Source organism: Vibrio atlanticus (assembly GCF_024347315.1).
Taxonomy (GTDB): Bacteria; Pseudomonadota; Gammaproteobacteria; order Enterobacterales; family Vibrionaceae; genus Vibrio; species Vibrio atlanticus.
The window spans coordinates 3457217-3469123 of the sequence record NZ_AP025460.1 but is presented as its reverse complement, the minus strand read 5'-3'; the positions used below and the strand labels follow the sequence as shown (position 1 = coordinate 3469123).

Genomic DNA, 11907 nt, shown 5'->3' with positions numbered 1-11907 from the left:
GGTGCCCCACTCTATTTAAGTTATATGAAATGACCGTTAATTTTACCTGTTGATAAGTCAGATCACCAGCAATTGATCACAGATCCAGTGAATAAGATCCAAGTTATTCACAATAAATTTGTAAATAATCGGTGGATCCACACATCTTGCCCCAAATTTACTCACACAATGATCCACTTATGCCCGGATCCTTGCTAGTTATCCCCAAATCGAGAATGCGATCTGGTTATGGTTAATAACATCTGGTTATTTATTCTATTGAGCATTTTCCCAGTAACATCCAACCCTATAAATATAAGGAGTTACCAAATGAATAACTGGATTAAGGCTGCAATTGCGGCTATCGCACTCTCTGCTGCTACTGTTCAAGCCGCGACTGAAGTTAAAGTCGGCATGTCTGGTCGCTACTTCCCGTTTACGTTCGTTAAACAAGACCAACTACAAGGTTTTGAAGTGGATTTATGGGATGAGATCGGTAAGCGTAACGATTACAAGGTTGAATACGTAACGGCAAACTTCTCTGGTCTGTTTGGTCTTCTTGAAACGGGTCGTATTGATACCATTTCAAACCAAATTACAATGACGGATGCACGTAAAGCGAAATACCTATTCGCAGACCCATACGTAGTAGACGGTGCACAAATTACCGTTCGTAAAGGTAATGACAGCATTAAGGGTATCGAAGACCTTGATGGCAAGACGGTTGCGGTAAACCTAGGTTCAAACTTTGAACAACTGCTTCGCAGCTACGATAAAGATGGCAAGATCAATGTTAAAACCTACGATACAGGTATTGAGCATGATGTCGCTCTTGGTCGTGCCGATGCATTCGTAATGGATCGCCTATCAGCACTAGAGCTTATCAAGAAGACGGGTCTACCATTACAGCTAGCTGGTCAGCCATTCGAAACCATTGAAAACGCTTGGCCTTTCGTGGACAACGACAACGGTAAAAAACTGCAAGCAGAAGTAAACCAAGCATTAGCAGCAATGCGCGCAGATGGTACGCTAGAAAGTATCTCTCAGAAATGGTTTGGTGCGGACATTACTCAGAAGTAATCACTCACTATCTCCATTCGAGGCCCACTGCTTTACACGGCGGTGGGCTTTTTGCTTTTGTGCACTGATTAAAAGCCTGATAGAACAATATTTCCAAATAGAACAACACTTCCAATACTAATACGAGATAGATTATGGGATTTGACTTTAATTACATGCTAGAGCTGTTGCCAATACTACTGAAGTATTTAGGCACCACGATGGAGATGGCGACTTGGGGCTTGTTCTTTGCTCTGATCCTGTCTCTGATACTGGCGAATATTCGTGTATTCAAAATCCCAGTACTCGACCAACTGAGCCAGCTGTACATTAGCTTCTTTCGAGGCACACCACTGTTGGTACAGCTTTTCCTCCTTTATTACGGCTTACCACAAGTATTCCCGTGGATGGTTGGGTTGGATGCTTTCAGCGCCGCTGTAATTGGCTTAACCCTGCACTTTGCCGCGTATATGGCAGAAAGTATTCGTGCCGCGATTATCGGTATTGATCGTAGCCAGATGGAAGCCAGCCTCTCAGTCGGTATGACAACCAATCAAGCGATGCGCCGAGTGATCTTGCCGCAAGCAACCCGCGTAGCACTACCTTCTTTAATGAACTATTTCATCGACATGATCAAGTCGACTTCACTTGCATTCACCTTAGGTGTAGCCGAAATCATGGCTAAAGCTCAGATGGAAGCTTCTTCAAGTTTCCGCTTCTTCGAGGCTTTCTTAGCAGTCGCGCTGATTTACTGGGGCGTAGTGGTTATCCTCACTCGTATTCAAATTTGGGCCGAAGTGAAACTGAATAAGGCGTATGTACGATGATCAAATTACAAAATATCCACAAGCAGTTTGGTGACACCGAAGTTTTGAAAGGGATCGACCTAGAAATCAAACAAGGTGAGATAATTGTCATCATAGGTTCAAGTGGTACGGGTAAGTCTACCCTGCTGCGTTGTGTGAATTTTCTAGAGCAAGCCGATCAAGGTATTATTTCGATTGATGATATTAAGGTTGATGCTCAGAAACACACCAAAGCAGAGGTGCTTGCACTGCGTCGTAAGACTGGTTTTGTATTCCAAAACTATGCACTATTTGCTCACCAAACCGCGAGACAGAATATAGCTGAAGGTTTGATTACCGTTCGTGGTTGGAAAAAGAAGCAAGCCCATGAAAAAGCACAACAAATACTCGACGACATTGGCTTAGGAGAGAAAGCTGATAGCTACCCAGCCGCGCTCTCTGGTGGCCAGCAGCAACGGGTTGGTATTGGCCGTGCAATGGCTCTACAACCAGAGCTTTTACTGTTTGATGAGCCGACTTCAGCGCTTGATCCTGAATGGGTTGGCGAAGTGCTTAACCTAATGAAAAAACTAGCAAATCAGCATCAAACCATGCTGGTGGTTACTCACGAAATGCAGTTCGCTAGAGAGGTCGCAGACCGAGTGATCTTCATGGCTGATGGCCACATTGTCGAACAGGGATCTCCACAGGATATTTTTGGTAATCCACAGGATCCTAAATTAAAGAAATTCTTAAATAAGGTCGGGATCGAATAAGGATCCTTGTGATTTTAGTTATTCTACGTATAATCCCCCGACCGGAATTTTAGTTAACCCAATCATTGACACTTTTTGTGACAGTGATTACAATTCCGCCTCTTTGTTGAGAGGCGTCGGTTTTCCTTTCTTATATAAAGAAGAGAAAAAATGCCCACGCCGGGTTTAACAAAAACCTAAAACTACTGATCAGTAAGGTAATTACAATGAAACGCACTTTTCAACCTACAGTTCTAAAGCGTAAGCGTACACACGGTTTCCGTGCTCGCATGGCTACTAAGAACGGTCGCGCAACAATCAATGCACGTCGTGCAAAAGGCCGTAAGCGTCTTTCTAAGTAATCTTTGATTATTTTGAATAAGCTAGCCTTCGGTCGGGAGTTACGCTTGTTAACTCCCGAACATTATCAGAATGTCTTCAAGCAAGCTCATCGAGCAGGCTCCCCTCATTTCACCATCATTGCCCGAAATAACTCTCTTTCAAATCCTCGCCTTGGATTAGCCGTTCCGAAAAAGCAGATTAAAACCGCCGTGGGTCGTAATCGATTCAAGCGTCTTACTCGTGAAAGCTTTCGTAACACTCAACACAAACTTCCTAACAAAGATTATGTTGTAATCGCTAAGAAGAGCGCGCAAGATTTAAGCAATGAAGAAATGTTCAAGCTACTCGACAAATTATGGCTTCGCCTGTCTCGCCCTTCGCGTGGATAGCGCTAATACCCATCTATTTTTATAGATGGTTTATTAGTCCACTCATCGGCCCACGCTGCCGATTTACTCCAACCTGCTCTTTATATGCGATAGAAGCGTTGAAAGCTCACGGTTTTGTAAAAGGGTGTTGGTTATCAGGCAAACGTCTATTAAAATGCCATCCTTTGAACGAAGGGGGCTTTGACCCCGTTCCACCAGTCCAAAAACAAGACAGAGATAAATAACGATGGATTCTCAACGTAATATCCTGTTAATCGCATTGGCTTTGGTTTCTTTCCTACTGTTCCAACAATGGAACGTAGCTCAGAACCCAGCTCCACAAGCGGTTGAGCAGGCACAATCTGGCAGCACCCTACCAGCGCCATCTTATGCAGATGATCTAGACCCGGCTCCTGGTCAAGTTGCTTCTGCTAAAACTATCACAGTAACAACTGATGTTCTGACTCTGTCAATTGATACGGTTGGTGGTGATGTCGTTACAGCAAACCTAAACGATTACTCTGCTGAGTTCGATTCTGAAGATACTTTTGTTCTTCTTAAAAACGAGCCTGGTCACCAATTTATCGCTCAAAGCGGTCTAGTGGGTCCTCAAGGTATCGATTTAAGCAGCACTAACCGCCCTAGCTACACGGTTTCAGCAGACAGCTTCACGTTGGCTGAAGGTCAAGATGAACTACGCATCCCAATGACTTACCAAGCGAACGGCCTGGATTACACAAAAACATTCGTCCTTAAGCGCGGCAGCTACGCGATTGACGTTGAATACGATGTAGTCAACAACTCTGGCAATAACGCAACATTCGGCATGTACGCTCACCTACGTCAAAACGTTATGGATGACGGTGGTAGCCTAACAATGCCAACTTACCGTGGTGGTGCTTACTCTACGGAAGATACGCGTTACAAAAAATACAGCTTCGACGACATGCAAGATCGCAACCTTTCTCTTAACCTAGCCAATGGTCAAGGTTGGGCAGCGATGATTCAACACTACTTTGCAAGTGCTTGGATTCCACGCGACGAAGCAGGCAGCAACCTTTACACTCGTGTCATTGGTAACCTTGGCGACATCGGTGTTCGCATGCCGAACAAAACCATCGCTACTGGCGACGAAGCAAGCTTCAAAGCAACGCTTTGGGTTGGTCCTAAACTTCAAGACCAAATGGCTGCTGTTGCACCAAACCTAGACCTAGTAGTTGACTACGGTTGGTTATGGTTCATTGCTAAACCACTTCATACTCTGCTTTCATTTATTCAAGGCATCGTTGTGAACTGGGGTCTGGCAATCATCTGTCTAACTTTCATCGTTCGTGGTGCTATGTACCCACTAACGAAAGCTCAGTACACGTCTATGGCGAAAATGCGTATGCTTCAGCCTAAGCTGACTGCAATGCGTGAGCGTATTGGCGACGACCGTCAACGCATGAGTCAAGAAATGATGGAGCTTTACAAGAAAGAGAAAGTAAACCCACTAGGTGGCTGTTTACCTATCCTTCTTCAAATGCCTATCTTCATTTCGCTATACTGGGCACTAATGGAGTCTGTTGAACTGCGTCACTCACCGTTCTTCGGTTGGATTACTGACCTTTCAGCACAAGACCCATACTACATCTTGCCACTTCTGATGGGTGCTTCAATGTTCCTAATCCAGAAGATGAGCCCGACAACTGTAACGGATCCAATGCAGCAGAAGATCATGACCTTTATGCCGGTTATGTTCACATTCTTCTTCCTGTTCTTCCCTTCAGGTCTGGTTCTTTACTGGCTAGTATCGAACATCGTAACTCTAATTCAGCAAACGCTTATCTACCGCGCACTGGAAAAGAAAGGCTTACATTCTAAGTAAGTTCGATAATAGAAAGAGATAAAGAAAGGCGACCAAAAGGTCGCCTTTTTGTTTTTAGCTGATTACAATTCAGCTAATTGATTAATCGTGAATGCCCTCTTTGGCTTTCACATGCTAGCAGGCACACCTATGACTACAGATACGATTGTTGCTCAAGCGACCGCGCCAGGCCGTGGTGGCGTCGGTATTATCCGCGTTTCCGGCCCATTGGCGACTCAAGTTGCCCTAGAAGTAACAGGAAAAACACTTAAGCCTCGCTACGCTGAGTACCTGCCGTTTAAATCTCACGATGGCATCGAACTCGACCAAGGTATCGCGCTTTTCTTCCCTAACCCACATTCGTTTACTGGCGAAGACGTGTTAGAGCTGCAAGGCCACGGCGGTCCGGTGGTGATGGATATGCTAATCAAACGAATCCTAGCCATTTCAGGCGTGCGTGCTGCGCGTCCAGGTGAGTTTTCAGAGCGTGCCTTCTTAAACGACAAGATGGATTTAACTCAAGCCGAAGCGATTGCTGACCTGATTGACGCAAGCTCAGAAGAAGCGGCGAAATCTGCACTACAATCCCTGCAAGGTGAATTCTCAAAGCGTATTAATACACTGGTAGATTCCCTGATTTACCTAAGAATCTACGTTGAAGCGGCTATCGACTTCCCTGAAGAAGAAATTGATTTCCTTGCTGACGGTAAAGTAAGTGCTGACTTACAGGCTATCATCGACAATCTCGAAGCTGTGCGCCAAGAAGCCAATCAAGGTGCCATCATGCGTGAAGGTATGAAAGTCGTGATTGCAGGTCGCCCAAATGCGGGTAAATCGAGCCTATTAAATGCATTGTCAGGCAAAGAATCTGCCATTGTGACTGATATTGCCGGCACTACGCGTGATGTACTGCGTGAACATATCCATATTGATGGCATGCCACTGCATATTATTGATACCGCAGGCCTACGTGAGGCCTCTGATGAAGTAGAAAAGATAGGTATTGAACGTGCTTGGGAAGAAATAGCTCAGGCAGACCGAGTTTTATTTATGGTTGATGGCACAACAACAGACGCAACAGACCCGAAAGATATCTGGCCAGATTTCGTTGATCGTCTACCAGACAACATCGGAATGACGGTAATTCGTAATAAAGCGGATCAAACCAGTGAAGAGTTAGGCATTTGTCATGTTAACGATCCAACCCTGATTCGCTTATCAGCCAAAACAGGCCAAGGTGTCGACGCTCTGCGTAGTCATCTAAAGGATTGTATGGGCTTTGCTGGTGGTCATGAAGGTGGCTTTATGGCACGTCGTCGTCACTTAGATGCCCTAGAACGAGCATCAGAACACCTAGATATCGGCCAACAGCAGCTTGAAGGCTACATGGCGGGTGAGATTTTAGCGGAAGAGCTTCGAATTACTCAGCAGCACCTCAATGAGATCACGGGTGAGTTCAGTTCAGACGATCTTTTAGGTCGCATCTTCTCTTCATTCTGTATTGGTAAATAACCTTAAAAGGCCGGCTCATGCTGGCCTTCTTCTTTAGTAAGGACAGCTTAATGATCCACATTATTACAGGTAGCACCTTAGGTGGTGCAGAGTACGTTGGCGATCACCTTAATGATCTTCTTGAAGAGCAAGGTCATGAAATAACCCTTCATAATCAACCTGAATACGATGATATCCCCCAACAAGGCTTTTGGTTGTTGGTCACTTCAACTCATGGTGCCGGTGAATTTCCAGATAATATTAAGCCGTTTATCGACGCATTGACCCAGCAATCTCCAGATTTAAGCCAGGTTCGCTTTGCTGTAGTGGCGCTTGGAGATTCGAGCTACGATACCTTCTGTTTGGCAGGTAAATTAGTCCACAGCCAACTAAACGAGCTCGGTGCTCAAGCTATTTCTGGCTGTTTTACCATCGATGTTCTTGAAACTCCGGTCCCAGAAGATGCTGCAGAGGAATGGTTTAACGATCATAGTGACCAGTTTTAACACCTCAATCTTCTAAAAAGCGGCTTATGCCGCTTTTTTTGTCTCTGAAAATCGAGATTGTGAATAACTTTTTTGAAAATAAATCGAAATACATGTCCTTTTTTTCAATTTCCTCTGTGGATAAGATCATACATATACGGTGATCAACCTATAGTTATCCAAATAACAACTTTCTAGGTAATTTCCCCTTGTGCATAAGTAGCCATTTTGATCCCAGCTAATCCTCATTATGATCAAAGTTAGATCACACCCTTTGATCCAAAAAAGATCCATGATCTTGTTGATCATTTTCTACTTATCCACAGATACCCTCGATCCTAATAATAGATCTAATAAAAGATCTCTCTAAAGATCTTATCTATATTAATTAAAAACAGCTTTTTCGAAAAATTCCAAAAACGTTTTCTCAAGCTATGAAAACAGGTAGAATATCGCTCCTTTTTATCAATCTAGAAACGTTTGAGTACCTGAGGTCGGTTCATGCTTTATCACGAAAAATTTGACGTCATCGTTGTTGGTGGTGGCCATGCAGGAACGGAAGCCGCACTCGCATCTGCACGTACTGGTCAAAGTACGTTATTACTAACTCATAATATCGATACGTTGGGACAAATGTCTTGTAACCCAGCTATTGGCGGGATCGGTAAGGGCCACTTGGTAAAAGAGGTCGATGCTATGGGTGGATTAATGGCGCAAGCTATTGATCATGCAGGTATTCAGTTCAGAACATTAAACGCATCAAAAGGCCCTGCGGTACGTGCAACTCGTGCACAAGCTGACCGCGCACTTTACAAAGCCTTTGTCCGTAATGTTCTTGAAAACACACCAAACCTAACTCTGTTCCAACAGTCGGTTGATGACTTGATCGTTGAACAAGATCAAGTGGTGGGTGTGGTTACGCAAATGGGCCTCAAATTCCGCGCTAATGCTGTGGTCTTAACGGTAGGCACATTCCTAGGCGGTAAGATTCATATTGGTATGGAAAGTTCATCGGGTGGACGTGCGGGTGATCCACCATCGATCGCGCTCGCTGACCGTCTTCGTGATCTTCCATTTCGTGTTGATCGCCTGAAAACGGGTACACCTCCTCGCATCGATGCACGCAGCGTTGATTTTTCTGAGCTTGAGGTTCAACACGGCGATAATCCGACTCCGGTTTTCTCATTCATGGGTAACCGAGCTCAGCAGCCGCGTCAGATTCCATGTTACATCACGCACACTAACGAAAATACGCATGACGTTATTCGTGCCAACCTCGATCGCAGCCCGATGTACGCTGGTGTGATTGAAGGTATTGGCCCTCGTTACTGTCCGTCGATTGAAGACAAAGTGATGCGCTTTGCTGATAAAAACAGTCACCAAATTTTCATTGAGCCTGAAGGCCTAACGACGCACGAGTTATACCCGAATGGTATTTCAACCAGTTTGCCGTTTGATGTTCAGGTAAAAATCGTTCACTCAATGAAAGGTTTTGAGAACGCACACATCGTTCGTCCTGGTTACGCGATTGAGTACGATTTCTTTGACCCTCGCGATCTTAAACTGACTTACGAGACCAAGTTTATTAAGGGGTTGTTCTTTGCGGGGCAAATCAATGGCACCACTGGCTACGAAGAAGCTGCAGCACAAGGCTTAATGGCCGGTTTGAATGCGAGTTTGTTTACGCAAGGCAAAGAGGGCTGGAGCCCACGCCGCGATCAAGCTTACATGGGTGTACTTATCGATGACTTATCGACGATGGGTACTAAAGAACCGTACCGCATGTTTACATCTCGCGCGGAGTACCGCTTGTTGCTTCGTGAAGACAACGCTGATATCCGTTTGACTGAAAAGTCACGTGAACTTGGCTTGGTCGACGATGCTCGTTGGACGCGATTCAACGAGAAGATGGAAAACATGGAGAAAGAGCGTCAACGTCTTAAAGAAACATGGATTAATCCAAAATCTGAAGATATTGATCAATTGAACCAGATCCTGAAAACACCAATGTCTCGTGAAGCGAGTGGTGAAGATCTTCTTCGTCGTCCTGAAATGACTTATTCACAGCTAACGTCGTTGGATCGTTTTGGTCCTGCACTGGAAGATCAACAAGCGTCTGAGCAAGTTGAGATCCAAGTGAAGTACGATGGCTATATCCAACGTCAACAAGATGAAATTGAAAAATCACTGCGTCATGAAAACACCAAACTGCCGGCTGACATCGATTACAGTAAGGTAAAAGGGCTTTCTAACGAAGTGGTTCTAAAACTAACTACCGCTAAACCAGACTCAATTGGTATTGCATCGCGAATCTCAGGTATCACACCTGCTGCAATTTCAATTCTGTTGGTTTACTTGAAAAAACACGGCCTGTTGAAAAAAGGTGAGGAAGCATAATGAGCGCATTACGCGAAAAACTGGATCACCTGATTGGCCAGACTGAACTTGAAGTATCTGAAAAGCAACGCAGCCAATTGGTTGGCTATGTTGAGTTACTAAACAAGTGGAACAAAGCATACAATCTTACGTCAGTTCGTGATCCGCAAGAAATGATGGTGAAACATATCTTAGATAGCATCATTGTTAGCACTCACTTACAAGGCAAGCGCTTTATTGACGTTGGCACAGGCCCTGGCCTTCCTGGGATTCCGCTCTCAATCATGAATCCTGACTGCGAGTTTTACTTGCTAGACAGCTTGGGTAAGCGTATTCGCTTTATCAAGCAAGTGATTCATGAGCTGGGGATCGACAACGTGGTGCCGATTCAAAGCCGCGTTGAAGAATTTCAACCAGAAGAAAAGTTTGATGCCGTGCTCAGTCGCGCATTTGCATCAATGACAGACATGGTAGAGTGGTGTCATCATTTACCTAAAGAGCAATCCGGTGTATTTTTGGCTCTTAAGGGACAACATCCTAGAGACGAAATCGACCTGTTACCTGAATGGTGTTCAGTGGCAGACATTAAAGCTTTGCAAGTGCCAGAGCTTGATGGAGAGCGTCATCTAGTTACTTTATCGCGTCAGGGATAATCAGCGAGGCCATAGTGGGTAAAATCGTAGCAATTGCCAACCAGAAGGGTGGCGTAGGAAAAACAACAACTTGCATTAACTTGGCAGCATCAATGGCGGCAACAAAGCGCAAGATATTGGTTGTTGACCTCGATCCTCAAGGTAATGCCACGATGGCGAGCGGTGTTGACAAGTATCAGGTTGAAGCAACTGCTTACGATTTGCTGGTTGAAGACACCCCATTTGATGAGGTAGTTTGCCGAAGTACATCTGGCAATTATGACCTTATCGCCGCAAATGGTGATGTTACAGCGGCAGAAATCAAATTGATGGAAGTGTTTGCTCGTGAAGTTCGCCTAAAGAACGCGTTGGCATCCATTCGTAATAACTATGATTTCATCTTTATCGATTGCCCACCGTCATTAAATCTTCTTACAATTAATGCGATGGCTGCGGCCGATTCCGTATTGGTTCCTATGCAATGTGAATACTTTGCTCTGGAAGGTTTGACTGCGTTGATGGATACCATTAGCAAGCTCGCTGCAGTGGTAAATGAGAATCTGAAGATTGAAGGTCTTCTGCGTACTATGTACGATCCTCGTAACCGCTTATCGAACGAAGTGTCTGATCAACTCAAAAAGCACTTCGGTAGCAAAGTCTATCGAACTGTGATCCCTAGAAATGTGCGTCTGGCAGAAGCGCCGAGTCATGGCAAGCCAGCAATGTACTACGACAAATATTCTGCAGGAGCTAAGGCATATCTTGCTCTTGCTGGCGAAATGTTACGTCGTGAAGAAGTCCCAGTATAGGTCCAACCAAAGGAATTCGCTCAATGTCTAAGCGTGGTTTAGGAAAGGGGCTAGATGCATTGCTTGCAACTAGCTCATTAGCTCGTGAAAAGCAGCAAGTTGCTTCTTATAGTCAGGCGTTGTCGGCTGATGGTGAGCTTATCGAATTGGCTGTTGGTTGCTTAAAGCCAGGTGTATATCAACCGCGTAAGGATATTGCGCCGGAAGCGCTAGAAGAGCTGGCAGCATCAATCCAATCTCAAGGTATTATTCAGCCAATCGTTGTACGCCCCTTAGCACACGACCAGTTTGAGATTATTGCTGGCGAACGTCGTTGGAGAGCTGCTCGTCAAGCTGGCCTTAAGCAAGTGCCATGTCTAATTAAGAGAGTCGAAGACAAGGCCGCGATTGCGATGGCATTGATCGAGAACATTCAGCGTGAAGACTTGAATGCTATCGAAGAAGCACAAGCGTTAGAGCGCTTGCAGAACGAATTTGAGCTGACACATCAACAAGTTGCTGAAGTGATCGGTAAATCGAGAGCAACGGTTAGTAACTTATTACGTCTAAATCAGCTCGAAAATGAAGTAAAAGGTTTAGTTTCCAACAAACACCTGGAAATGGGGCATGCTAGAGCATTGCTTGCGCTCGAAGGCGATACCCAGGTTGAGGCAGCAAACACTGCGGCAACCAAAAAAATGACCGTGCGTCAAACTGAGCAGCTTGTTAAAAAGTGCTTAAAGCCAGACGTTGAATCAGAATCGAAGCAAGAAGACACTGAAGCTATCGAACTTTCACGAAGACTCACGGAAAAATTGCAAGCAAACGTTTCAGTTACTCGTTCTGTTAGTGGGAAGTCAAAAGTGACAATTACTCTTGATGAGCCTCACAAATTAGATCAACTTATTGCTAAATTAGAGTACTAAGTGAGATAATTGATTTAGGTCAATTATGTAATGAACAAGTGATTTCGTACAAAAGTTGTCGGTTTGTATACAAAA

General features: G+C 44.7%; 13 protein-coding genes. All 13 read left to right on the top strand.

Annotated elements, in window-relative coordinates:
* Positions 1-309: 309 nt before the first annotated feature.
* The 13 genes from OCV30_RS15695 to OCV30_RS15635 all read left to right on the top strand — a co-directional run bounded on the left by OCV30_RS15695 (position 310) and on the right by OCV30_RS15635 (position 11832).
* Positions 310-1059, top strand: a complete 750-nt coding sequence (locus tag OCV30_RS15695) for an amino acid ABC transporter substrate-binding protein (RefSeq protein WP_029223762.1) — start codon at positions 310-312, stop codon at positions 1057-1059.
* A gap of 134 nt (positions 1060-1193) precedes the next feature.
* Entirely contained in the window at positions 1194-1865 is a 672-nt protein-coding gene (locus OCV30_RS15690) for an amino acid ABC transporter permease (protein WP_065678317.1), read from the top strand.
* Positions 1862-2599: an amino acid ABC transporter ATP-binding protein gene (locus tag OCV30_RS15685; RefSeq protein ID WP_009848133.1), complete on the top strand. Its 738-nt coding sequence runs from the start codon at positions 1862-1864 to the stop codon at positions 2597-2599. The genes OCV30_RS15690 and OCV30_RS15685 overlap by 4 nt, the downstream gene beginning before the upstream one ends.
* A 206-nt stretch (positions 2600-2805) precedes the next feature.
* Complete coding sequence (gene rpmH / locus OCV30_RS15680) at positions 2806-2940, top strand: 50S ribosomal protein L34 (protein ID WP_004735800.1); 135 nt, start codon at positions 2806-2808, stop codon at positions 2938-2940.
* Positions 2941-2985: 45 nt separating this feature from the next.
* Complete coding sequence (gene rnpA, locus OCV30_RS15675) at positions 2986-3309, top strand: ribonuclease P protein component (RefSeq protein ID WP_029223763.1); 324 nt, start codon at positions 2986-2988, stop codon at positions 3307-3309.
* Positions 3276-3533 (top strand): membrane protein insertion efficiency factor YidD, encoded by a 258-nt coding sequence (yidD, locus tag OCV30_RS15670; RefSeq protein ID WP_004735802.1) that lies wholly within the window; start codon positions 3276-3278, stop codon positions 3531-3533. The genes rnpA and yidD overlap by 34 nt, the downstream gene beginning before the upstream one ends.
* A gap of 2 nt (positions 3534-3535) precedes the next feature.
* On the top strand, positions 3536-5155 hold the full coding sequence (gene yidC, locus OCV30_RS15665) for a membrane protein insertase YidC (RefSeq protein ID WP_009848131.1): 1620 nt from the start codon (positions 3536-3538) through the stop codon (positions 5153-5155).
* A gap of 129 nt (positions 5156-5284) precedes the next feature.
* Positions 5285-6646: a tRNA uridine-5-carboxymethylaminomethyl(34) synthesis GTPase MnmE gene (mnmE, locus tag OCV30_RS15660; RefSeq protein WP_029222947.1), complete on the top strand. Its 1362-nt coding sequence runs from the start codon at positions 5285-5287 to the stop codon at positions 6644-6646.
* A gap of 50 nt (positions 6647-6696) precedes the next feature.
* Positions 6697-7131 carry an FMN-binding protein MioC gene (mioC, locus tag OCV30_RS15655; RefSeq protein ID WP_065678318.1) on the top strand — a complete coding sequence of 145 codons (435 nt, stop codon included), beginning with the start codon at positions 6697-6699 and terminating at the stop codon, positions 7129-7131.
* A 480-nt stretch (positions 7132-7611) separates the two neighbouring features.
* Complete coding sequence (gene mnmG / locus OCV30_RS15650) at positions 7612-9507, top strand: tRNA uridine-5-carboxymethylaminomethyl(34) synthesis enzyme MnmG (protein ID WP_012605106.1); 1896 nt, start codon at positions 7612-7614, stop codon at positions 9505-9507.
* Complete coding sequence (rsmG, locus tag OCV30_RS15645; RefSeq protein WP_065678319.1) at positions 9507-10139, top strand: 16S rRNA (guanine(527)-N(7))-methyltransferase RsmG; 633 nt, start codon at positions 9507-9509, stop codon at positions 10137-10139. Before mnmG ends, rsmG begins: the two co-directional genes overlap by 1 nt.
* A gap of 14 nt (positions 10140-10153) precedes the next feature.
* On the top strand, positions 10154-10927 hold the full coding sequence (locus OCV30_RS15640; RefSeq protein ID WP_009848126.1) for a ParA family protein: 774 nt from the start codon (positions 10154-10156) through the stop codon (positions 10925-10927).
* 23 nt (positions 10928-10950) lie between these two features.
* Positions 10951-11832, top strand: coding sequence for a ParB/RepB/Spo0J family partition protein (locus OCV30_RS15635; RefSeq protein ID WP_012605105.1), 882 nt, complete (start codon positions 10951-10953; stop codon positions 11830-11832).
* Positions 11833-11907: the final 75 nt, after the last annotated feature.